At 61.0% G+C, this 23,070-nt stretch carries 23 protein-coding genes; 2 read left to right on the top strand and 21 right to left on the bottom strand.

Annotated features, from left to right (window positions below):
* Positions 1–57: 57 nt before the first annotated feature.
* The 14 genes from EGM97_RS06970 to EGM97_RS06905 form a co-directional block, all read right to left on the bottom strand.
* Complete coding sequence (locus EGM97_RS06970; protein ID WP_053150184.1) at positions 58–696, bottom strand: TetR/AcrR family transcriptional regulator; 639 nt, start codon at positions 694–696, stop codon at positions 58–60.
* Between the two features lie 384 nt (positions 697–1,080).
* Complete coding sequence (locus EGM97_RS06965; RefSeq protein WP_238962738.1) at positions 1,081–1,875, bottom strand: TatD family hydrolase; 795 nt, start codon at positions 1,873–1,875, stop codon at positions 1,081–1,083.
* 11 nt (positions 1,876–1,886) lie between these two features.
* Complete coding sequence (locus tag EGM97_RS06960) at positions 1,887–2,243, bottom strand: PilZ domain-containing protein (protein WP_238962739.1); 357 nt, start codon at positions 2,241–2,243, stop codon at positions 1,887–1,889.
* 87 nt (positions 2,244–2,330) lie between these two features.
* Positions 2,331–3,317 (bottom strand): DNA polymerase III subunit delta', encoded by a 987-nt coding sequence (locus tag EGM97_RS06955; RefSeq protein ID WP_238962740.1) that lies wholly within the window; start codon positions 3,315–3,317, stop codon positions 2,331–2,333.
* Positions 3,310–3,942, bottom strand: a complete 633-nt coding sequence (gene tmk, locus EGM97_RS06950) for a dTMP kinase (RefSeq protein ID WP_238962741.1) — start codon at positions 3,940–3,942, stop codon at positions 3,310–3,312. Before tmk ends, EGM97_RS06955 begins: the two co-directional genes overlap by 8 nt.
* A 19-nt stretch (positions 3,943–3,961) precedes the next feature.
* A complete protein-coding gene (gene mltG, locus EGM97_RS06945; protein ID WP_238962742.1) occupies positions 3,962–5,122 on the bottom strand; it encodes an endolytic transglycosylase MltG in 1,161 nt (386 codons plus the stop codon).
* A gap of 3 nt (positions 5,123–5,125) precedes the next feature.
* A complete protein-coding gene (gene pabC / locus EGM97_RS06940; protein WP_238962743.1) occupies positions 5,126–5,941 on the bottom strand; it encodes an aminodeoxychorismate lyase in 816 nt (271 codons plus the stop codon).
* Complete coding sequence (gene fabF, locus EGM97_RS06935) at positions 5,941–7,185, bottom strand: beta-ketoacyl-ACP synthase II (RefSeq protein WP_238962744.1); 1,245 nt, start codon at positions 7,183–7,185, stop codon at positions 5,941–5,943. Before fabF ends, pabC begins: the two co-directional genes overlap by 1 nt.
* 108 nt (positions 7,186–7,293) lie before the next feature.
* Positions 7,294–7,530 carry an acyl carrier protein gene (gene acpP, locus EGM97_RS06930; RefSeq protein ID WP_192306028.1) on the bottom strand — a complete coding sequence of 79 codons (237 nt, stop codon included), beginning with the start codon at positions 7,528–7,530 and terminating at the stop codon, positions 7,294–7,296.
* 191 nt (positions 7,531–7,721) lie between these two features.
* Positions 7,722–8,465 (bottom strand): 3-oxoacyl-ACP reductase FabG, encoded by a 744-nt coding sequence (gene fabG / locus EGM97_RS06925; RefSeq protein ID WP_238962745.1) that lies wholly within the window; start codon positions 8,463–8,465, stop codon positions 7,722–7,724.
* Between the two features lie 15 nt (positions 8,466–8,480).
* Positions 8,481–9,419, bottom strand: a complete 939-nt coding sequence (gene fabD / locus EGM97_RS06920) for an ACP S-malonyltransferase (RefSeq protein WP_238962746.1) — start codon at positions 9,417–9,419, stop codon at positions 8,481–8,483.
* Between the two features lie 123 nt (positions 9,420–9,542).
* Positions 9,543–10,553 (bottom strand): phosphate acyltransferase PlsX, encoded by a 1,011-nt coding sequence (gene plsX, locus EGM97_RS06915; RefSeq protein WP_275300631.1) that lies wholly within the window; start codon positions 10,551–10,553, stop codon positions 9,543–9,545.
* Between the two features lie 3 nt (positions 10,554–10,556).
* Entirely contained in the window at positions 10,557–10,739 is a 183-nt protein-coding gene (gene rpmF / locus EGM97_RS06910) for a 50S ribosomal protein L32 (protein WP_003179396.1), read from the bottom strand.
* Positions 10,740–10,752: 13 nt separating this feature from the next.
* Positions 10,753–11,280 carry a YceD family protein gene (locus EGM97_RS06905; RefSeq protein WP_053150148.1) on the bottom strand — a complete coding sequence of 176 codons (528 nt, stop codon included), beginning with the start codon at positions 11,278–11,280 and terminating at the stop codon, positions 10,753–10,755.
* A gap of 105 nt (positions 11,281–11,385) precedes the next feature.
* Between EGM97_RS06905 and EGM97_RS06900 the strand changes: the two genes are divergently transcribed.
* A complete protein-coding gene (locus tag EGM97_RS06900; protein ID WP_238962747.1) occupies positions 11,386–11,964 on the top strand; it encodes a Maf family protein in 579 nt (192 codons plus the stop codon).
* Between the two features lie 62 nt (positions 11,965–12,026).
* Here the strand turns inward: EGM97_RS06900 and sppA are convergent, their stop codons facing one another.
* Genes sppA through rluC form a run of 3 tightly spaced genes read right to left on the bottom strand, consistent with a single transcriptional unit; the run spans position 12,027 to position 14,645 of the window.
* On the bottom strand, positions 12,027–13,016 hold the full coding sequence (sppA, locus tag EGM97_RS06895) for a signal peptide peptidase SppA (RefSeq protein ID WP_238962748.1): 990 nt from the start codon (positions 13,014–13,016) through the stop codon (positions 12,027–12,029).
* A gap of 20 nt (positions 13,017–13,036) precedes the next feature.
* On the bottom strand, positions 13,037–13,699 hold the full coding sequence (locus tag EGM97_RS06890) for an HAD-IA family hydrolase (protein ID WP_238962749.1): 663 nt from the start codon (positions 13,697–13,699) through the stop codon (positions 13,037–13,039).
* Positions 13,689–14,645 (bottom strand): 23S rRNA pseudouridine(955/2504/2580) synthase RluC, encoded by a 957-nt coding sequence (gene rluC / locus EGM97_RS06885; RefSeq protein ID WP_232777486.1) that lies wholly within the window; start codon positions 14,643–14,645, stop codon positions 13,689–13,691. The genes EGM97_RS06890 and rluC overlap by 11 nt, the downstream gene beginning before the upstream one ends.
* A 697-nt stretch (positions 14,646–15,342) precedes the next feature.
* On the opposite strand from rluC, the gene rne reads away from it, so the two are divergent.
* Positions 15,343–18,519: a ribonuclease E gene (gene rne, locus EGM97_RS06880; RefSeq protein WP_238962750.1), complete on the top strand. Its 3,177-nt coding sequence runs from the start codon at positions 15,343–15,345 to the stop codon at positions 18,517–18,519.
* A gap of 148 nt (positions 18,520–18,667) precedes the next feature.
* Here the strand turns inward: rne and EGM97_RS06875 are convergent, their stop codons facing one another.
* From EGM97_RS06875 to EGM97_RS06860, 4 genes are read right to left on the bottom strand one after another with little or no spacing between them, the layout of a single operon-like run.
* On the bottom strand, positions 18,668–19,258 hold the full coding sequence (locus EGM97_RS06875; protein ID WP_238962751.1) for a nucleotidyltransferase family protein: 591 nt from the start codon (positions 19,256–19,258) through the stop codon (positions 18,668–18,670).
* A 19-nt stretch (positions 19,259–19,277) separates the two neighbouring features.
* Complete coding sequence (locus tag EGM97_RS06870; RefSeq protein ID WP_238962752.1) at positions 19,278–20,249, bottom strand: XdhC family protein; 972 nt, start codon at positions 20,247–20,249, stop codon at positions 19,278–19,280.
* A complete protein-coding gene (locus EGM97_RS06865) occupies positions 20,249–22,564 on the bottom strand; it encodes a xanthine dehydrogenase family protein molybdopterin-binding subunit (protein WP_238962753.1) in 2,316 nt (771 codons plus the stop codon). The genes EGM97_RS06870 and EGM97_RS06865 overlap by 1 nt, the downstream gene beginning before the upstream one ends.
* On the bottom strand, positions 22,561–23,031 hold the full coding sequence (locus EGM97_RS06860; RefSeq protein ID WP_238962754.1) for a (2Fe-2S)-binding protein: 471 nt from the start codon (positions 23,029–23,031) through the stop codon (positions 22,561–22,563). Before EGM97_RS06860 ends, EGM97_RS06865 begins: the two co-directional genes overlap by 4 nt.
* Positions 23,032–23,070 lie beyond the last annotated feature (39 nt).

Below are 23,070 nucleotides of genomic sequence, written 5' to 3'. Positions count from 1 at the left end.
ATATTACTGGGGCACTGCGCCATGTAAGCAGACATGGCGCTATCAGACAGGTGAATGTCAGTGGCTCGGGGCGTCGGTATCGCGCTTGCGCTTGTTGCCCATGCGTACGCCGATGTCCATCAGGAACTGGAAGAAGCCTTCCTGATCCTCCAGCACGTTGCTCCAGAATGGCGAGTGGTACAACGCCACCGCACCGTGCACCAATGCCCAGGCAGCGCAATAGTGGAAATAAGGCGGCACATCCTCGAGCTTGCCTTCGCTGATCCGCCCCTTGATCAGCAAGGTCAGGCGATCGAAGTTCGAGGCACGGATCTTGTGCAGCTCCTCGACCATTTCCGGCACCTGGTTACCCTTGACGACCTTTTCTTCCAGGCGGTCAAACAAACGGTAGCGCTGCGGATCGCGCATGCGGAACTCGAAGTACGCCCGGGACAGGGCTTCCTTGTCCTTGTCCACATCCGCCGAATGCAGCAGCTCGTTCAAATCGCGCTCATAGTCGAGCATCAGGCGCAGATAGATCTCTGCCTTGGACTTGAAGTGTTTATAAATCGTGCCTTTGCCGATACCCACGGCATCCGCAATCATCTCGACGGTGACGCTGTCTTCACCCTGATCGAGGAACAACTTGAGCGCGGTGTCGAGAATTTCCTGCTCGCGGCGACGAAACTCACGGACCTTACGAGGTTCTTTGTGCATAAGAAAAAGGTCTGACAGGTCAAAATTCGAAGCCGGGTATTATGCCTAACTTACGTAAAAATGCACGGATCATCCGTTCCCGGCCACAGTTCTTCACAAAATCGTACGAATCTGGCTCCCCCATGCCCTGCCCCAGCATGTCGTGCAGGCAAACATTGGCGACATGAGAACTTATCCGAAGCGAGCGTATTCCAAATTTGTTTAAAAACCACCCGGGCCAAACTGGACGCGTCCGCATACTGATCAATACTTGAACTGTCGGCGCGACATCTCCCCCAAGTGACGCGCCGATAAAGGTACCAAAGGACCGCGTGCCTTTGTTTTACTCCTAATGGTCTTAACCCGGATTCACCCCCCAGAACCCGGGTTTTTTTTGCTTGTCGTTCAAGCCCGTACCGAACGTACATGAGCCAACGGGAACAGACGCCTGAAGTTTTCCGTCGTCTGCTCGGCGAACCGCTCGTAGGACTCGCCGCGCAACATTGCCAGGAACTCCGCCACTTCCCGGACGTACTGCGGCAGGTTCGGTTTACCGCGATACGGGATCGGCGCCAGGTACGGAGAATCGGTTTCCACCAGCAGGCGGTCGGCCGGCACTTTGCTGGCCACATCACGCAAGGCATCGGCGTTGCGGAACGTGACAATACCGGACAGGGAGATGTAATAACCCATGTCCAGCGCGGCCTTGGCCATTTCCCAATCTTCGGTGAAGCAGTGCAGCACGCCAGCCTGTGGAAGTGCGGCATCGCGCAACAAGTCCAGGGTGTCGGCCCGGGCGCCTCGGGTATGGATAATCACCGGTTTTCCGGTCTGGCGCGCAGCCTCCAGATGCAGCCGGAACGACGCTTGCTGGACCTCGGCGGCCTCCGGCTCGTAGTGATAGTCGAGGCCGGTTTCGCCAATGGCGACCACCCGTGGATGATCGAGCTCCTGCAACAGCCAATCCAGTGCCGGCGCGGCGTCGGACTGGACGTCCAGGGGATGGACACCCACCGAACAATCGACATCCTCATAACGCTCGGCCAGGACCTTGACGTCAGCGGCATTGTCGGCACTGACGCCTATACACAGAAAGTGCCCGACGCCGCGCTGACGAGCCGCGTCCAGCGCAGCATCGAGGGAGCCGGCGTGGGCGGTGAGGTCGAGGCGGTCAAGGTGGCAATGGGAATCTACAAGCATAAGGCGTCAGGCTACATCGTATGGGTAGGACGGTCGGATTTCAGGGTTCCGGCCAGGTGGGTTTCGATTTGGTTGCGGGCAGAGTTGTCGCCCTCGTTGAACTGCACGCCAACGCCGGCGGCTCGATTGCCCTGGGCTCCCTTGGGCGTGAGCCAGATCACCTTGCCGGCGACCGGGATTTTCTCAGGCTCATCCATCAGGCTCAACAGCATGAACACTTCATCGCCCAGGCGATAATGCTTGTTGGTGGGAATGAACAGGCCGCCATTCTTGATAAAAGGCATGTAGGCGGCATAAAGCACCGATTTGTCCTTGATGGCCAGGGACAGGATGCCGTTGCGTGGACCGGGACTGACAGGTTCGTTCATGCTGATCTCCGCTTCGATTGAGCTGAGTCTAGACTTTTCGTACAAAGCCCAGGAGCATTCTCACCGGGTTCCTCCAGCCGAAGCCTGTCAGTTTCGATCCGGCAGACTCGCCCATTGCACCAACAAGGCTTCCAGCAAAAGTACTCGGTTGAGATTCGCTTTGCTCAGCACCTTCTGACGTTGGGCAAGTATCCAGTCCTGAATGTTCAAGATTTTGTCCCGGCTGCTCTTTTGTGCCAGGTACTGAATCACCTTGCGCATGTCCGCTAGCCCCAGGCCGGACTGATCCTCTGTGAGCTGGTAGCGCAGGATCAGGTTCGACCAATCGCAGAACCAATCGAACAGCAACAGCAGCGGTACGGCGTTCCAGCCCTCGGCCAATTGCGTGGGAGATTGCTGCTGCTTGAGGAGCTTTTTCACCCCGTCCACCACCAGGGCCCGCTGTTCACGTATACCCTGGGCCTGAAGGCTGACAGCGGCCAGGGGCGAGCCGGCAGCCAGGGTCAGCAACTCGACCCGCTCATCCTCGGTGCTTTCAGGCAGGGCCTGAGCCAGCCATTGCATGCTCACCGCCTCGCTCGGCAACGGACAGGCCTGCTGCACGCAACGGCTCTTGATGGTCGGCAGTAAGCGACTCGGCTGGTGGCTGATCAGCAACAGCACGGTATCGCCCGACGGCTCTTCAAGGCTCTTGAGCAAAGCGTTGGCCGCATTGATGTTCATCGATTCGACCGGTTCGATCAGCACTACCTTGCGCCCGCCCAGTTGCGCGGTCTGGACCACGAAACTGACCAGATCGCGGACCTGGTCGACCTTGATCGCCTTGTCCGCTTCTTCTGGCTCCAGGACATAATTGTCGGGATGGCTACCAGCCTTGAGTAACAGGCAGGATTTGCATTCACCGCATGCCTCCGAAGCCTCGGGGTGCTGGCACAACAGGCTGGCCATCAAACGCTCCGCCAGCGCCCGCTTGCCGATACCGGCCGGGCCATGCAGCAGGTAGGCATGAGCATGCTGGGCACGGCCGGCCAATTGCTGCCATAGAGCGTCCTGCCAGGGGTAGGCTTCAGCCACGGACACGCTCCAGCAGACCTGGCAACAGATCATCCAGCGACTGCTGGACCCGGGTCAGCGGTTGCGCCGCATCGATCAGCAGGTAACGTGATGGATCGGCCTTGGCGCGGCTCAGGAAGGCGTTGCGTACGGCATTGAAGAACGCCTCGCCTTCCAGCTCGAAACGGTCCAACCGGCCGCGAGCACTGGCGCGGGCCAGGCCGATCTCCACCGGCAGATCGAACACCAGCGTCAGGTCCGGTCTCAGCTCGCGCTGGACGAAACTTTCCAGTGTCGCGATGCGCTCCAGGGATAATCCACGACCGCCGCCCTGATAGGCATAGGTCGAATCGGTGAAGCGATCGCAGAGCACCACCGCACCGCGAGCCAGTGCCGGACGAATCACCTCGGACAGATGCTGTGCCCGGGCAGCGAACACCAGTAGCAGCTCGGTGTCCGGGTTCATGATTTCGTCCGCTGGGGTCAACAGTACCTCGCGAATCCGCTCCGCCAGCGGCGTACCACCGGGCTCGCGTGTCAAGACGACCTCGATGCCCGCCGCCTGCAGACGTTCGGCCAGGTATTCGCGGTTAGTGCTCTTGCCGGCGCCTTCCGGGCCTTCCAGCGTTATAAACAAGCCAGTCACGGGCAATCCTTAATCAGAGTCATTGCGGGCTCGGTGGCTCGCTGGCATTCGGCTCGGGGGCCGGCTGCTGCGCAGGTACCTGGGGCACGGCTTCAGGCGCCGTGTCGGGCGATGCGGCGGGGACAGGTGCAGTCTCGTCCAGCGTAGCCGGCGCCGGGCTGGAGCGATAGTCGGCGCGACGCTTGAGCTGATACTCGCGCACCGCGTTGTTATGCGCCTCCAGGGTGTCGGAGAACACATGGCTGCCATCGCCGCGAGCAACGAAGTAAAGGCTGCTTCCCGGTGCCGGATTCAACGCGGCATGAATCGCTTCGCGCCCCACCATCGCAATCGGCGTCGGGGGCAAGCCAGGAACCATATACGTGTTGTATGGGTTCTCTTCTTTCAAATGCGCACGGGTGAGCTTGCCGGTATAGCGTTCGCCCAGACCATAGATCACCGTAGGGTCGGTCTGCAGCAACATGCCCATGCGCAGTCGACGCACAAACACACCGGCAATCTGGCCGCGCTCCTGTGGCACGCCGGTTTCCTTTTCCACCAGCGACGCCATGATCAACGCCTGATAAGGCTGGGTGTAAGGCACATCGGCAGAGCGTTCGGCCCACTCCCTGGCAAGCACTTCTTCCAGCCGACCATAGGCTTGATTCAGCAGGTCGGCGTCAGAAGTCCCGCGCACGAAACGATAGGTGTCGGGGAAAAAACGCCCTTCGGGAAACACCCCGGTATGGCCAAGACGATCCATGACCTCGCTGTCGCTCAGGCCGGTCAGGGTCTGCTGGAGCTTTTCATCCTTGGCCAGCGCTGCACGAACCTGGCGGAAATTCCAGCCTTCCACCAGCGTCACGCTGTACTGCACCACTTCGCCGCGCTTCCACACGGCGATCAGACCGTCCATCGTCATGCCGGGGACCATCCGGTATTCGCCAGCATGCAAGGGCTGACCGGCAAGATTGAAGCGCCAATATACTCTGAGCCAGAACGCGTCCCTGATCAGGCCTTCGGCCTCGAGGCGCTTGAGGGTGGCGGTCGGAGTGGTTCCACTGGGAATATCCAGCAGTTCTTCCTGGGTAATGTTCAGCGGCTGCTGCAGCGCCGAATGGATCTTCCAGGCAGAGGCGCCCCACAACAGCCCTGCCAGAACCAGTCCGGTCTCCAGCAGCAGCAAGAATTTACGTCTCACGAATCAAACATCCAATAACGCGCGGGCAAGGGTCTGCAGTTTACGGGTGAGCGGCCCGGTCGACCAGCGCGCCGAACCGCATGCGCGTACCGGCCACACGCCATATACGCTGTTACAGACAAAAACCTCATCCGCCCGGTACAACTGCTCGAGATCAACATCGGTGATCTGCGTAGCGATGCCTTGGGATTGGGCCTGAAACAACAATTCAGCGCGCATTACCCCGGCCACGCCGCAGCGACTCAGGTCGGGCGTAATCAAAACGCCATTGCACACCAGGAACAGGTTGCTGAACACGCCTTCGATCACGCGCCCGGAAGTATCCAGCATCAGCCCTTCGGCATGTTCCGGACCGCCCCATTCAGCGCGGGCCATCACTTGTTCGAGGCGGTTGAGGTGCTTGAGGCCGGCAAGCAAAGGCTGCTCGGCCAAGCGCGTGGCACAGGGAAACAGGGAAACACCCTGCTCGGCATGCGTGGAGGGGTAAGCGGCCGGGGGGCTGCCTTGCAGGATGCGCCGGGTCGAGGCCGAAGGGGTAGCGGCATAACCGCGCTGGCTATCGCCCCGGGTCACGATCAGCTTCATCACACCTTGCCCCAGCTGCTGCGCGTAGGCCTGCAACTCGGCGCTCAATGCAACCTTGTCGACATCGAGCCCCAACCGCTGGCACCCAAGCCCCAGGCGTTGCAGATGGCGCTCCAGCAGCACGGGTACGCCGTCGCGTACGGCGATGGTTTCAAACAACCCATCGCCATAAGCCAGGCCGCGATCCCTCAGCGACAGAACGTCGGCCGGCTGACCGTCGACCCAGCTATCCATCAACCCGCGAACCGGCGGAACACCAGCGAGCCGTTGGTCCCGCCGAAGCCGAAGGAATTGGATATCACCACATCGATGTCCATGCCACGGGCGGTATGCGGTACGAAGTCCAGGTCGCAGCCTTCGTCCGGCTCGTCGAGGTTGATGGTCGGCGGCGCGACCTGGCTGTTGATCGCCAGTACGCTGAAGATCGCCTCCACCGCACCTGCAGCTCCCAACAGATGGCCGGTCATGGACTTCGTCGAGCTGACAGCCAGCTTGTAGGCGTGCTCACCGAACACAGTCTTGATCGCCTGGGCTTCGGCCAGGTCACCGGCCGGGGTCGAGGTCCCGTGGGCATTGATGTATTGGACCTGCTCGGCGTTGACCTTCGCGTCCCGCAGGGCATTGGCAATACAACGGGCCGCACCGGCGCCGTCGGCCGGAGGCGATGTCATGTGGTAAGCGTCGCCACTGGTACCGAAGCCGATGAGTTCGGCGTAGATCGTGGCACCACGCGCCTTGGCATGCTCCAGCTCTTCGAGCACCAATGCGCCGGAACCGTCGGAGAGCACGAAGCCATCACGGCCCTTGTCCCATGGACGGCTGGCGCGGGTCGGCTCGTCGTTGCGGGTCGACAGCGCACGGGACGCACCAAAGCCCCCCATGCCCAGGCCACACGCCGCCATCTCGGCACCGCCGGCGATCATGACATCAGCTTCGTCGTACATGATGTTGCGGGCAGCCATGCCGATACAGTGGGTACCCGTGGTACAGGCCGTGGCAATGGCGTAGTTGGGCCCTTGCACACCCAGATGGATGGACAGGAAACCGGAGATCATGTTGATAATCGAGCCCGGCACGAAGAACGGAGATATCCGCCGCGGCCCCGAATCGTGCAATGTACGGCTGGTTTCTTCGATATTGGTCAAACCGCCAATACCCGACCCCATGGCGACGCCAATACGTTCACGGTTGGCATCGGTGACTTCCAGGCCAGCGTTACGCACCGCCTGGAACCCGGCCGCCAGACCGTATTGAATGAACAGGTCAAGTTTGCGGGCTTCCTTGACCGACAGGTATTCCTCGACATTAAAACCCTTTACCGAGCCGCCAAAACGGGTGGAATAGGCAGAAAGGTCGGTGTGTTCGATCAGACCAATGCCACTACGGCCAGCCAGAATGCCCTGCCAGCTGCTCGGCACATCCGTGCCCAGTGGCGACAACATACCCATACCGGTGACTACGACGCGTCTACGCGACACAGCACTCTCCTTTTTCTAATGACGACTTTGCATCAGGCCTAAAGAAAAAACCGCACGCCGTAACGGCAGTGCGGTTTTTCCATGACAGCTAGCGACGACTAAAAACGATTACGCCTGGTGGGCAGTAACGTAGTCGATGGCAGCTTGTACAGTAGTGATCTTCTCAGCTTCTTCGTCAGGAATCTCGGTCTCGAATTCCTCTTCCAGAGCCATCACCAGCTCAACGGTGTCAAGGGAGTCGGCACCCAGGTCTTCAACGAAGGAAGCAGTGTTGATGACTTCTTCTTCCTTGACGCCCAGTTGCTCGGCAACGATTTTCTTGACGCGCTCTTCGATGGTGCTCATACCTTGTTTTCACTCCTAATGGACAAATTCAGGCAGCTGGCCGGTGGGTAAGTGTATAGAAAGACTTTTCGGTTTTTCAACCGAAAGCTTGCCCCTCGAACCCTGACGGCCCGCCGCCTATAAATAAGTTGCAGCTTTATAACGGATTTTAGACAGCTCGTATGACATTTTTTTGAAGCAATCCGTCACATTTAACTCATGTACATCCCGCCGTTCACCGGGATTGTAGCCCCTGTGACGTATGCCGCAGCGTCGGATGCAAGAAAAGCCACCACGGATGCGATTTCTTCAGCCTGCCCCAGACGCCCCAGCGGAATTTGTGTCAACAAGGCTTCACGCTGCGCTTCCGGCAATTCGCGGGTCATGTCGGTATCGATGAAACCCGGGGCTACCGAGTTTACCGTAATCGACCGTGAGCCCACTTCGCGCGCCAGCGCACGGCTGAAACCTTCCAGACCGGCCTTGGCCGAAGCATAGTTTACTTGGCCTGCGTTGCCCATGGCACCTACAACCGAGCCGATATTGATAATACGACCCCAGCGGGCTTTGGTCATGCCACGCAGAACACCCTTGGACAGCCGGTACAGACTGTTCAGGTTGGTATCGATCACATCGAACCATTCGTCATCTTTCATGCGCATCATCAGGTTATCACGAGTGATACCGGCGTTATTGACCAGGATCGCCGGGACACCGAACTGCTCCTGGATAGCTGCCAGTACCGTCGTGACGGATTCATCGCTGGTGACGTTCAGCTCAAGACCCGTGCCTTGAATATCGTTTTCCTTCAGGGTTGCGGCGATACGCTCGGCGCCCGAAGCGGAAGTCGCGGTGCCAACGACGATGGCGCCTTGGCGACCCAGTTCCAGGGCAATGGCTTGGCCTATGCCGCGACTTGCACCGGTCACCAGTGCAACTTTACCTTGCAGACTCATGCAAGTTTCTCCTGTTCAGGCCTGCGCTGCACGGGCGGCAGCGAAAGCGTCTGGGGTATTGAGGTTGGATGTCGACACGCCTTCGGCGCAGCGTTTGTTCAGACCGGCCAGCACCTTGCCCGGGCCGCACTCGACCAGTTCGGTCGCGCCCTTGGCCGCCAGGGTCTGCACCGTTTCGACCCAGCGAACCGGCTTGTAGAGTTGTTCCAGCAAATCGCGCTTGAGGCTTTCGAGGTCAGGCGCTACATCGGCGCTGACGTTCTGTACCACGGGAATCTGCGGAGCTTGCCAATCGATGGCGGCAATGGACTCGGCGAAGCGCTCGGCTGCAGGGCGCATCAGCTCACAATGCGAGGGCACGCTGACCGGCAGCGGCATGGCACGCTTGGCCCCACGTGCCTTGCAGCCCTCGATGGCACGATCGACGGCCGCCTTGGCCCCGGCGATCACCACCTGACCTGGCGAATTGAAGTTCACCGCGCTGACCACATCGCCTTGCGCCGCTTCGGCACAGGCCGCCAGCACATCGGCGTCTTCCAGACCGAGAATCGCAGCCATGCCGCCCTGCCCGGCCGGCACGGCTTCCTGCATCAATTGACCACGACGCTCCACCAGCTTTACCGCGTCGCCGAGACTCAGGCTGCCGGCTGCCACGAGGGCGCTGTACTCACCCAGGCTATGGCCCGCAACGAACGCAGGGCGCGCACCGCCTTCAGCCAGCCACAGGCGCCAGAGCGCGATCGAGGCCGTCAGGATGGCCGGCTGGGTCTTGTCGGTTTGATTGAGCAGCTCTTCGGGCCCCTGCTGGGTCAGTGCCCACAAGTCATAGCCGAGTGCATCGGACGCTTCTTTGAATGTTTCGAGGACCAGCGGGTATTGCGCGCCCAGTTCGGCCAGCATGCCGAGGGACTGCGAACCCTGTCCTGGAAAGACGAATGCGAGGGAAGCAGACATGAAAACAAAGCCCCTAATGATCTTGTCGTCAAAAATTGACGCCCCTGGGGGCGCTAGGAAACTGACAATTGGATGGCGGGTTGAACCGACCGGTCACATTTAAGCATTGTCGGACGAAAACGCCTAAGGTAACAAATCTTCGAGGCGACCATGAAGACGCTCGGGCAGGTTTTCCTGTATTTCGATCACCGCGCGATTGATGGCACTTTGAAAACCCTGCACCCCGGCGGACCCGTGACTCTTGATCACGATGCCCTGCAACCCGAGGAAACTTGCACCGTTATGCCGAGCCGGCGCCAGATCAGCCTGCAGGCGTCGCATCAGGGGCAGCGCCAGGGCACCCACCAGCCGGGAGGCCAGGCTTTGCCGGAACAAGGTCTCGATGCGCTCGCTGATCATGACCGCCAGCCCCTCGCTGGACTTGAGCAGGATGTTGCCAACGAAGCCGTCGCACACCACCACATCCGCCTCGCCCCGGTACAAGCCGTCGCCCTCCACAAAACCGATGTAGTTGATCCCACGCGCACCCTGCAACAGGGTGGCGGCCAACTTGACCTGCTGGTTGCCCTTGATGTCTTCGGTACCGATGTTCAACAGTGCTACGCGGGGACGTACGATACCCAGCGTTTCAGCGGCCACCGAGCCCATCACCGCGAATTGCAGCAGATGCTCGGCACTGCAATCGACATTGGCCCCCAAATCGAGTAACTGACAGAAACCGCGCCGGGTCGGTATTGCCGCAACCATTGCCGGCCTGTCGATCCCCGGAAGCGTCTTGAGCACGTAACGCGACAGCGCCATCAAGGCACCTGTATTTCCGGCACTGACACAGGCCTGAACCTTGCCATCGCGCAGCAACTCCAGAGCCACTCGCATCGATGCGTCGGGCTTGCCCCGCAGTACCTGGGCAGGTTTTTCGTCCATGGCAATGATTTCAGACGCAGGAGTGATCGTCAGGCGCGAGCGATCCACAGCCGGCTGGCCGTTGAGCATTTCTTCAAGTAGGGAGGGTTGACCGACAAGGGTCAGGTGCAGCGAGGGCGTAGCATTCAGGCAAGCGAGACTGGCCTGAACAATGCTGCGGGGACCGAAGTCCCCGCCCATTGCGTCAATCGCGATGACTTGAGCGGACAAGGATTACTCGTCAGCGCCCTTGTCGATCACTTTGCGACCACGGTATACGCCTTCTGGCGATACGTGGTGACGCAGGTGAACTTCACCGGTGGTTTTTTCTACAGACAGAGTGCTAGCCTCGAGAGCGTCGTGCGAACGGCGCATGTCACGGGCAGAGCGGGATTTTTTGTTCTGCTGAACAGCCATAATTGATTAACTCCTAAACGTTTGGGTCACGCTTTAACTGCGCCAATACACTGAACGGGTTGGACCGCGTTACCTCGTCCTCGCTCGGCTCGGGTTCATCTGCTCCCGCCGGCTGCTGGCATTCTTCCGGATGATGAGCAGGCACAATGGGCAAGGCGAGCAACAGCTCATCCTCGATCAGCGCCTGCAGATCCAAAGGATCTTCGCCCAGTTCCAGCACGTCATAGCCTTTCGGCAACGACTGGGTATTCGCACCCTCCTTCACCACGGCGTAACTGCACTCGCTGTGGATCGGCAGGGTGACCAGCTCAAGACAACGCTGGCAAACCATTTTGACTTCAGTGTCGATAAAGCTGTGGATCACCACAGATTTACGTTCATCTCGTTCAAAAACGAATTTGGCCTGGACCGTTCCGATATCGTCGGAAAGCGGGTCGCAGAGTCTCTTCAAATCGGCCAGCGGCAGTTCACCTTGAAGGGTGGTGCCACGGTCAGCCAATTTGCGCGGGTCAACGTGAGGTGGAATCGGGTCATTCAACATAGGCGCAGCATTATAGGGATGCACCCGGCCATGTCAAAGGAAATTCAGCCCTGTCCGTCACTGGTGCGCCTCGCTAGAATTCGCCCCTGCCCTTTGGAGATGTCCATGCTGCCTTTATTACTTGCCTCCAGCTCGGCCTATCGCCGGGAATTGCTCGACCGCCTGGGACTACCATTCGTCTGCCGCTCGCCGGATATCGACGAAAGCCAACGCCCAGGCGAACCCGCCGTGGAGCTGGTGAAACGCCTGGCCCGGGAAAAAGCCCTGGCACTGGCGGACAGTCATCCAGCCCACCTGATCATCGGATCGGACCAGGTCGCAATACTCGGCGAACGCATACTGGGCAAGCCCCACACCTTCGAGAAGGCTCGCGAACAACTGCTGGCTGCCAGCGGCACTCAGGTTACATTCCTGACCGGCCTGGCACTGCTCAACAGCCAGACCGGCAGTTGCCAGGTCGATTGCGTACCGTTTACCGTCAACATGCGCACGCTGGACCCGGAACGCGTCGAACGCTATCTGCGGATCGAACAGCCCTATGACTGTGCTGGAAGCTTCAAGGCCGAAAGCCTGGGGGTCAGCCTGTTCGAAAGCACCCATGGCCCGGACGCCACCAGCCTGATCGGCCTGCCGCTGATTCGTCTTGTGGATATGTTGCTGGCCGAGGGCGTGCAGATACCCTGAGCAGGGCGATTGCACACACCGCCCTCCCGCTGGGACTCCTCACAGGAGCCTCTCACAAGGGCTCAGCGCAGCGCAGGCCCCTGGAAGCCCATCCACATTGCCAGATGCTCGGCGATACTCGCGCCCAGCTTCTTCGAGAAGCGGTCGATCGGCGACTCTTCGATGGTGAAATCCACCAATTCCTTCTGGCCAATCACATCCCGCGCCACCGAACTGGCACTGCCCAACCCATCGATCAAACCCAACGACAGAGCCTGCTCTCCGGACCAGACCAGGCCGGAGAACAACTCAGGATGTTCCTTGTCCTTGAGTCGCTCACCCCGCCCTTTCTTGACGCTGGCAATGAATTGTTTATGGGTGGTGTCCAGCACACCCTGCCAGAACGCAGTTTCCTCGGGCTTTTGCGGCTGGAATGGATCAAGGAACGATTTGTGCTCGCCGGCGGTGTACACCCTGCGCTCGATACCCAGCTTGTCCAGCGTCTCGACGAAACCATAACCGGCCGCGGTCACACCAATGGACCCCACCAGACTGGCCTTGTCGGCATAGATCTGATCTGCTGCACTGGCAATGTAATAGGCACCAGAGGCACCAAGATCGGAAATTACCGCATAAACCTTGATATCCGGATGCGCCGCACGCAAACGGACGATCTCATCGTAGACATAGCCCGCCTGCACGGGACTGCCACCCGGACTGTTGATACGCAGCACCACACCCTTGACCTTCGAATCCTCGAACGCCGCCCGCAGACTGCCGATGATGTTATCCGCGCTGGCGGACTCCTTATCGGCAATCATGCCCTCGATATCGATCACCGCGGTGTAGGCCGAACCGCCGCCCGGGCTTTTCTTCATCTCGATCGCCTGAATGAACAGCGACAACGCAACAAACAGGTAAATAAAAGTCAGCGATTTGAAGAAGATCCCCCAACGGCGAGCGCGGCGCTGCTCCTGTACCCCGGCCAACAGGGTCTTCTCCAGCAGCTTCCAACTCTTGTCGTCACCGTTATCAGCGCTTGCCTTGGCCGGTGCCTTCCATTCATCGGTCATACATGCATCCCCAACAGACTTTAATCGGCACCCCGGCGCAGCCAGGCGTGCAATTCAGGAAAATGATCGATCGACAGTTGCGGCTCGAACGCCCGTAGCGCCTCGATCGTCTGCGCGCCGTAGCTGACCGCCACCGACCCCATGCAGGCATTACGCGCCATCTGCAGATCGAACGACGAATCCCCCACCATCAACGCCTGTTCCGGGCGCGCCTCACAGTGGGCCAGGATCTGTTCGAGCATCAGCGGATGAGGTTTGCTGGCCGTTTCGTCGGCGGCGCGAGTGATATCGAAATAATCCTCCCAACCATGGGCCTTCAACACCCGATCCAAGCCACGACGAGCCTTCCCGGTGGCAACAGCCAGTTGATAGCCTTCCGCCCTCAACGCCTGAAGCGTATCCACCACACCTTCGAACAACGGCGAAGGCTCAGCCTCCAGCGCGATGTAATGGTCGGCGTAATGCTGCCGGAAGAGCACCAACTCCTCGTCACTGATCTCTGGATACAGACTGCGAATCGCTTCCGGCAAGCCGAGGCCGATAATGCCCTTTACCGCATAGTCGTCACGCCTGGCAAAACCCGTACGATCGGACGCGGCATGCATCGACTCAACGATCCGACCTATGGAATTGGCCAGAGTGCCGTCCCAATCGAAAATCAGCAGCTTGTAGTCAGGGTGCACTCAACCGCTCCACGGTTCTGGCCCACATTTCATCCACTGGCGCCTGCAACTTCAACTCGCCCCCATCGGGCAGCGGCACGGTGAGCATGTAAGCATGGAGGAAAAGACGCTTGCCGCCCAGATCACGGATTTCCCGGGTGAAATCGTCGTCCCCGTATTTGGGGTCACCGGCAATGCAATGCCCGGCGTGCAGCGTATGCACGCGAATCTGGTGGGTACGACCGGTGATCGGTTTGGCCTCGATCATGGTGGCGAACTCGCCGAATCGACGCAGCACCTTGAATACGGTCAACGCGTCCTTGCCCTCGTCGTTGACTTCGACCATGCGTTCGCCGGAACGCAGATTGCTCTTGAGCAATGGCGCACGAACCTGCTTGATGGACGTCGCCCAGTGACCACGGACCAGCGCCATGTAGCGCTTGTCGACACCATCGCCACGCAACTGCTCGTGCAGGTGGCGCAACATACTGCGCTTTTTGGCGATCATGAGCAGGCCCGAGGTATCGCGATCCAGGCGATGGACCAACTCCAACTCCTTGGCATCGGGGCGCAACTGACGAAAGGCTTCGATCACGCCGAAATCCAGGCCGCTACCACCGTGAACCGCAATGCCCGCGGGCTTGTTGATCACGATCAGGGCCTTGTCCTCGTAGATGATCGCAGCCTCAAGGCGCTGCAACAGGCCTTGGGCCACCGGCACCGGCTCATCGCGCTCAGGCACGCGAACCGGCGGCACGCGCACGATATCACCGGCCTGGAGCTTGTATTCGGGCTTGATCCGGCCCTTGTTCACGCGCACTTCGCCCTTGCGCAAAATGCGGTAAATCAAGGTCTTGGGCACGCCTTTGAGTCGGGCCAGGAGAAAATTATCGATTCGTTGGCCGGCATATTCCGGCGAGACCTCGAGCAGTTGAACGCCAGGGGTCGAAGGGGCAGTAGTCGTCATGGCGGCGATCATAACAATTTTTTATGGAATTGAAGCACTTAATCATTGCTGCTATAGTCGCGAACGCCGCCAAAAGTGGCTGGACAGCGGACCAGCGGTCAAAAACCGGCCCTGACCAACGCAATTCACGAGGACGAGAGGCCGTCCTACGGGGCTTTTGCTACGTATCGGCAGAGTTTGCAGGTGTAACGAGCGCAGGTGACATGAGGCCTGAAATACGCCGCGAAGCAGAGTTTTGACTCGCCTTGCGTGCCACATTCACGGCCAGTTCACAAAGTGCAGTCAGTTGCGAACGACCCCGGGCGAAAGCTTCGGAAACAACGCCTAATTAGCCATGATGCGTGACCTCCCCTTCCGGAGCTCACGGTAAATGCCAACCCGCTGCGGATTCTGCGCGCGGCAGCACCCGAATTATCAGGGATACGTGTAGGGTGGAGATGTACAACCGTCGGACTGTGTAGCACTAGGCTTATATATAGACGCTTCATCTCGTCCACAGGCGCCGGTTGATTCCTCCTCCTGACTGAGTGCTTGAGTACCAGCAAGCAGGACGCGTCCGTCGCGACTCCGCCCTCATCGGGCCGGACTCGCTGGACACTGGAGTGGTCAGCCACTTCCATGACGCACCTGACACCGACCGTGAGAAGTCGTGTGTGCCGAACGCCGTTTCCGGCAGCCCGGAAACCGACGGTACTACATGAAAAGAATGCTGATTAACGCAACTCAACCCGAAGAGTTGCGTGTTGCACTGGTAGACGGCCAGCGCCTCTACGACCTGGATATCGAATCCGGTGCACGCGAGCAGAAGAAGGCCAACATCTATAAAGGCCGGATTACTCGCATCGAACCAAGCCTTGAGGCTGCCTTTGTCGATTTCGGCTCCGAGCGCCACGGCTTCCTGCCCCTCAAAGAAATCTCCCGCGAATACTTCAAGAAAGCCCCCGAAGGTCGCGTCAACATCAAGGACGTCCTGAGCGAAGGCCAGGAAGTCATCGTCCAGGTCGAAAAGGAAGAGCGTGGCAACAAGGGCGCCGCCCTGACCACCTTCATCAGCCTCGCCGGCCGTTACCTGGTCCTGATGCCTAACAACCCGCGTGCCGGTGGCATCTCCCGCCGCATCGAAGGCGAAGAACGCAACGAACTGCGTGAAGCCCTCAATGGACTGGTCGCTCCAGCCGACATGGGCCTGATCGTTCGCACCGCCGGCCTGGGCCGCAGCAGCGAAGAAATGCAGTGGGACCTCGACTACCTGCTGCAGCTGTGGACCGCCATCAAGGAAGCTTCGCTGGATCGCTCCGCGCCGTTCCTGATCTACCAGGAAAGCAACGTCATCATCCGTGCGATTCGCGACTACCTGCGCCAGGACATCGGCGAAGTGCTGATCGACAGCGTCGAAGCCCAGGACGAAGCCCTGACCTTCATTCGCCAGGTGATGCCGCAGTACGCCAGCAAGATCAAGCTCTACGAAGACAGCGTCCCGCTGTTCAACCGCTTCCAGATCGAAAGCCAGATCGAGACCGCGTTCCAGCGCGTCGTCGAACTGCCGTCCGGTGGCTCCATCGTCATCGATCCGACCGAAGCCCTGGTGTCCATCGACATCAACTCGGCCCGCGCCACCAAAGGCAGCGACATCGAAGAAACCGCCCTGCAGACCAACCTGGAAGCGGCCGAGGAAATCGCCCGTCAGTTGCGCCTGCGTGACATCGGCGGCCTGATCGTCATCGACTTCATCGACATGACTCCGGCCAAGAACCAGCGCGCCGTGGAGGAAAAAGTCCGTGAGTGCCTGGAAGCCGACCGCGCCCGCGTACAGGTTGGCCGCATCTCGCGCTTCGGCCTGCTGGAAATGTCCCGTCAGCGCCTGCGTCCTTCCCTGGGTGAAAGCAGCGGCATCGTCTGCCCACGCTGCAACGGCACCGGCATCATCCGTGACGTCGAGTCGCTGTCCCTGGCGATCCTGCGCCTGATCGAAGAAGAAGCCCTGAAAGACCGCACCGCCGAAGTCCGTGCCCAGGTGCCGATCCCGGTGGCCGCTTTCCTGCTCAACGAAAAACGCAACTCGATCACCAAGATCGAACTGCGCACCCGGGCCCGCATCGTCATCCTGCCGAACGATCATCTCGAGACGCCGCACTTCGAAGTCCAGCGCCTGCGCGACGACAGCCCGGAAGCCCACACCAACCAGTCCAGCTACGAGATCGCCGCTGCCGCCGCCGAAGTGGAAGACGTCCAGCCGGCCGCCGCCACCCGCACCCTGGTTCGCCAGGAAGCTGCCGTCAAGACCGCTCCGGCCCGTGCAAACGCTCCGGTACCGACCGAAGTCGCCGCACCGGCACCTGCACCGGCCGCTGCGCCTGAACCAAGCTTGTTCAAGGGCCTGGTAAAATCCCTGGTCAGCCTGTTCGCCACCAAGGAGGAGCCAGCCGCGCCAGTCGCTGTCGCCAAACCCGCGGCCGAACGCCCTGCCCGCAACGAAGAGCGTCGCAACGGTCGTCAACAGACCCGTAACCGCAACGGTCGTCGTGATGAGGAGCGCAAGCCTCGTGAAGAACGTGCCCCGCGTGAAGAACGCGCGCCACGTGAGCCACGTGAAGAACGCCAGCCACGCGAGCTTCGTGAAGAAGCACCTGCCGTAGCCCGCGAAGAACGCGCACCACGTCCACCGCGTGAAGAACGTCAACCACGTGCTCCGCGCGAGGATCGCAAGCCACGTGGCGAGCGCGAAGAGCGTGTTCGTGAACTGCGCGAGCCGCTGGATGCCGCCCCTGCCGCTGCCGCTGAAGAGCGTCCGGCTCGCCAGCCTCGCGAAGAACGCGCACCACGTCCTCCGCGTGAAGAACGTCAGCCACGGGCCGAACAGGCCGCCGCTGCCAGCGAAGACGAAGTACTGAACACCGAGGAGCAGTTGCAGGAAGACGGTCACGACGCCGCCGAAGGCGATCGTCCACGCCGCCGCTCCCGTGGCCAGCGTCGTCGCAGCAACCGCCGCGAGCGTCAACGCGATGCCAACGGTAACGTGATCGAAGGTTCGGAAGAGTCCGGCGCCACCGAGGCGCCAAGCGCTGCGGACCTGGCCGCCGGCCTGGCCGTCACTGCCGCAGTTGCCAGCAGCACCGTCAGTGCACCAGCCGAAGCCCAGGCCAACGAACAGGCCGAACGCGCCACCGCCGCAGTGGAAAACGCGCCAGTGGAAGCCCCAGTGGTCGAAGCCACCACGCCAGTCGAAGCCACCGCTTCGCCGGAAGTGGAAGTCGCACCGGTTCGTGAAGCCCAGCCTGAGGCCGACGCCGTCGCCGAACCTGCGCCGGTCGTCGAGCAACCTGTCGTTGCCGTTGAAGCTGAGCCAGTGGTCGAAACGCCGGCCGGGGAAAAAGCACCGGAGCCGGTACGCGAAGAACAGACCGCGTTCAACTGGAATCCAGAGCCTGCAGCACCGGTCCCGGTTGTCGAACCAGAGCCGACGCCGGAGCCTGTGAAGGCGGTCGAGCCAGCGCCTGTGGTCGAAGCTCCAGCGGTTGCCGAGGTACAGGCCCCCGTCGCAGCACCCGCACCGGTCAGCGCCCTGACGCCGAACGGTCGTGCGCCGAACGATCCACGTGAAGTGCGTCGTCGCAAACGTGAAGCCGAACGTCTGCAGAAGGAAGCCGAACTGGCCGCCGCTGCTGCCGCTCAGGCACCGGTCGCCGAGCCTGCTCCGGTAGTTGAAGACGCCGAGGCAGCTCCTGCCCCGGTCGCTGAAACCGCTGCCGAGCCTGCTCCGGTTGAATCGGCACCTGCGCACGACGAGCCTCAGCATTCCGTGGAAGCTGAAGAAGTTGCACCGCGTCACACCCCGACCCTGGAAAAAGAGCACGAGCCTAAGCCTCACGCCTGATTCCATCGCCCGATAAAAAGCCCCGCCTGGTTACGCCAGGCGGGGCTTTTTCATGTCAATCGGACCGAGTCGCCCTTATCGCGAGCAGGGCTCGCTCCCACAGAGGAGTCGGGTGTAATGCCGATCCCATAGAGATTCAAGACGCTTGTCAGTTGAAGATCAACGCGTCAGGGACGTCGACGTCCCAGGTCACACCAGGATCATCCACGCTCACCTCGACCACTTGCGCCCCGGCAAACAACGTCTTAGCGCCGCGATCTCCAGTCAGAGCCATCAACCCGGGACCAAAAGCACGGCCAAACCCCACGGGGTGTCCGTATTCACCGGCGAGCACTGGCACACAAATACCCTCTTCACGAATCCCCGCCGCCACCCGTTCCATGCTCGATGGCAAGATGAATGGCATATCGCCCAGCAGGATCAGCCAGCCATCCTGATCCGGGCAGGCCTGGACCCCGGCTGCGATGCTGTCCCCCAGGCCCGGCGAGTCCAGCTCGACAATATCGCAACCATAAGCCTGAGCCATGCGTATGGCCTGGGGCCGCCCCTCGCGGGCGACCAGCACGCGCTTTGCCAGGGAGGCAGGCACATTCACCAACACGTGCTCGATCACCGAGCGCACGGCACCATCACGCCCCGCGCAATCGGCCAGCAATTTATCCTTGTCAGGACCTGCAACCTGCCGAAAACGGTTGCCCAATCCGGCTGCCACAATGATCACGCCAATAGAATCCGCCATGCACCCTCCTTGCGGCACCTCACAACGGCTTTTTCTGTCGAAGCTCCACGCCGTTCTTGATGGCCACGATTTCGGCCAGCAGCGACAGGGCGATCTCCGCCGGGGTGTGGCTGCCGATGTGCAAGCCGATCGGACCATGCAGCCGTTCGATGGCCTGTGCTGACAAGCCTAGCTGAGCCAGATTATCCCGGCGCTTTTGGCTGTTGACCCGCGAACCCAGGGCTCCGACATAGAACGCCTTCGAATCCAGGGCTGTCAGCAGCGCCATGTCGTCCAGGCGCGGATCATGGGTCAAGGCGACAATGGCCGTGCGTTCGTCGGTCTGGATACTCAACACCGCTTCGTCGGGCATCCCTGAGACGAAACGTCCGTGCTGCTCTTCCCAGCCATAGACAAATTCCTTGCGGGGATCGCAGATCAGCACCTCGAAATCCAGCAACCGGGCCATTTCCGCCACGTAACGGGACAGTTGCCCGGCGCCGATCAACAGCAGTCGCCAACGCGGGCCGTAGATGGCCCGTAGCGTCTGGCCGTCGAACACCAATGTATCGCTTTTGCTGGCGGGGGCCAGGGTCACGCTGCCGGTGGCGACGTTCAGTTCACGGGCGACAATCTCATGAGCTTCGCAACGCTCCAACAGCTCGGCGACCCATTGCGGATCGCCGACCCGCTCTTCGGTCAGGCGCAGGGTGCCGCCGCACGGCAGGCCAAAGCGCGCGGCCTCTTCGCGGGTGACACCGTAGGTGATGAGCTGCACCGGCGGGCCGTCCGCCGGGATGCGGCCGTCGTGCAGCCGGGCGATCAAGTCGTCCTCGACACAACCGCCCGACACGGAACCAATCACCACGCCATCCTCCCGCAGGGCCAGCATTGCTCCCGGCGGTCTCGGCGCGGTGCCCCAGGTCTGGACCACGGTAAACAGCACCACTCGCTGCCTGGCGCGGCGCCATTGGAGCACGCTACGCAGGACGTTCAGGTCAACGCTGTCCATCAGGCCTTGGCCTGTTGCCAGCCTTGCAGCTGGTAGCGCACAGGCAGGTTGCGGATGCGCTTGCCGGTCGCGGCAAAAATCGCATTGCACAGGGCAGGCGCAATCGGTGGCACGCCCGGCTCACCAACACCGCCCAACGGCACGTCGCCTGGCGGCGTCACCAGGTGCACGGCCACTTCCTTGGGCGCCAGCGACATGCGCGCCACTTCGTACATGTGGAAATTGTCCTGCTGCACCCTGCCATCCTTGAAGCTGATTTCCCCCACCATCGCATTGCCCAGGCCCATGACGCAGGCCCCTTCGAACTGGGAACGGATGCGTTCGGGGTTGATCTGCGGACCGCAGTCCACCGCGATGTTGGCCTTGTGCACGATCACCGTGCCGTCTTCCTTGACTTCCACTTCGATCGCCGCCGCTACGTAGGTGACGAAGCTGTAATGTACCGCCAGTCCAAGACCACGCCCCTTGGGCAGCTTCTGCCCCCAACCAGCCGCTTTGGCGGCGGTTTCCAGCACCGTGCGGATCCGTGCCGTATCAATGGGATAGCGCTCGGGGGATTCACCGTAGTTCCATTCCTCGCTCAAGGTACGGGGATCGATCTTGCGATCCGGCCCCAGCAACTTGAGGTGATACTTCAACGGGTCTTCTCCAGCCTTGTGAGCCAGTTCATCGATGAAACTCTGGATTGCAAAACCATGGGGAATGTTCGACACCGAGCGGTACCAGCCCACCCGGGTGTAGGCGGTCGCTTCGGGGTTTTCCAGGCGCAGGTTGGGAATCGCATAGGCCATGTTGGTAATGCCCATGCCCAGTTCGAACGGCGCTTCGTGGGTCATGTCCGGTGCGAACAGCGCGGTGATGCTGGGGGCCACGGTGCGATGCAGCCAGCCGGACGGCATCCCGTCCCGGTTCAGCCCGGCCTTCAGGTATTCGACCGAGACCGTATGGAAATAAGAGTGATGGATGTCATCTTCCCGAGTCCATTGCACCCGGATCGCCTGGCCGGGAAACTCCTTGGCCAACACGGCCGCTTCGAGGACGAAGTCGGGCTTGGACTTGCGCCCGAAACCACCGCCCAGCAGCGTGATGTTCACCGTGACTTTCTCGAAGGGGATCCCCAGGCGTTCTGCAATGCGCTCGCGGGTGACCTGAGGGGCCTGGCTCGGCGCCCAGGCTTCGCACTGGCCATCCTTGAACCGGGCGACGGCGACCATGGGCTCCATCGGCGATTGGGACAGATGCGGCAGGTAATACGTCGCTTCCAGGGTCGAATCGGCCTTCGTCAGCGCGTCGTCTACGTCACCGGTATTGCGTACGACCTTGCCGGGCTTGAGGGCCGCGGCTTCGAGTGCCTTGCGATAGGCGCCGGACTCATAGCCGGCATTCGGGCCGTCGTCCCATTCGATTTTCAGCGCCTCGCGCCCCTTGATCGCCGCCCAGGTATTCTTCGCCACCACCGCCACGCCACCCAGGGGCTGGAACTCCGAAGGCAACGGCCGGCCTTCGATCTGCACCACCTTGAGCACGCCCGGTACCTTCAGCGCCGCGCTGCTGTCGACGGTCTTGACCTTGCCGCCATAGACTGGCGGACGCGCCACGACGGCGTAGAGCATGCCGTCGAAATGCACGTCGGCACCGAACACGGCACGGCCGTTGACGATGTCCGCGCCATCGATGGCCCGGGTCGCCTCCTTGCCGATGTAACGAAACTCCGATGGCTGCTTGAGGCGCAAGCCATCGCGGGCCGGTACCGGCAAGGCACTGGCCGCGGCCGCCAACTCACCGTAGCCCAACTGTCGACCGGAAGGCTGGTGAACCACGTTGTGCAGTTGGGCCCGGCATTCGCCCGCCGGGACTTTCCACTGCGCGGCGGCGGCCTGCTCCAGCATGGTCCTGGCGGCGGCCCCGCAGCGACGCATCGGCTCGTACCAGTGGCGCATGCTTCGCGAGCCATCGGTGTCCTGGTTGCCGAAGCGCGCCTCATCGGCTGGGGCCTGCTGCACCTTCACCCGAGCCCAATCAGCGTCCAGTTCATCGGCCACCACCATGCTCAGGCTGGTGCGGATGCCCTGGCCCATTTCCGAGCGGTTGCAGATCACCGTCACGCTGCCGTCGGCGGCAATGCTCACGTACACCTTCGGGTCGTCGACCGCACCATGGGGCATGCCCTCGGCACCGAATTTCTCCTCTTCGGCGAAGGCGTCCGGCAGCCCCCAGCTGGCGGCCAATACCAACACACCCGTAGCGCTCGCGCCCTTGAGGAAGCCGCGACGGCTGAGGTTGCTCAGTACGAAATCATCGGGAAAACGGCTCATGCCTTGGCCTCCTTCAGATGAGTGGAGGCCTGGCGGATCGCGGTCTTGATCCGGTTGTAGGTGCCGCAGCGGCAGATATTGCCGACCATGGCTTCTTCGATCTGCTCATCGCTCGGGTTGGGATTGCGCTTGAGCAAGGCCGTCGCGGACATGATCTGCCCGCCCTGGCAATAACCGCACTGGGCCACGGCGGTGTCGAGCCAGGCCTTCTGGACGACTTGCCCGATCGGGTCGGCATGCAGCTCGTCGATGGTGCTGATGTTCTGGCCTTTCACCGAACCAATCGGCGTGATGCAACTGCGCGCCGGAGCGCCGTCGATGTGGATGGTGCACGCACCACACAAGCCCATGCCGCAGCCGAACTTGGTGCCGTTGTAGCCGGCCACATCCCGGATCGCCCACAGCAGCGGCATGTCCTCGGTCACATCCAGTTGATGATCTTTTCCATTGAGTTTCAGGGTAATCATGGGCACGCCCGCATAGTTATCGAGTTATGGGGTCGAGCA

The sequence above is a fragment of the Pseudomonas sp. AF32 genome, assembly GCF_022342325.2.
In the GTDB taxonomy this organism is placed as follows: Bacteria; Pseudomonadota; Gammaproteobacteria; order Pseudomonadales; family Pseudomonadaceae; genus Aquipseudomonas; species Aquipseudomonas uvaldensis.
This window is presented reverse-complemented; position numbering and strand designations above follow the sequence as displayed.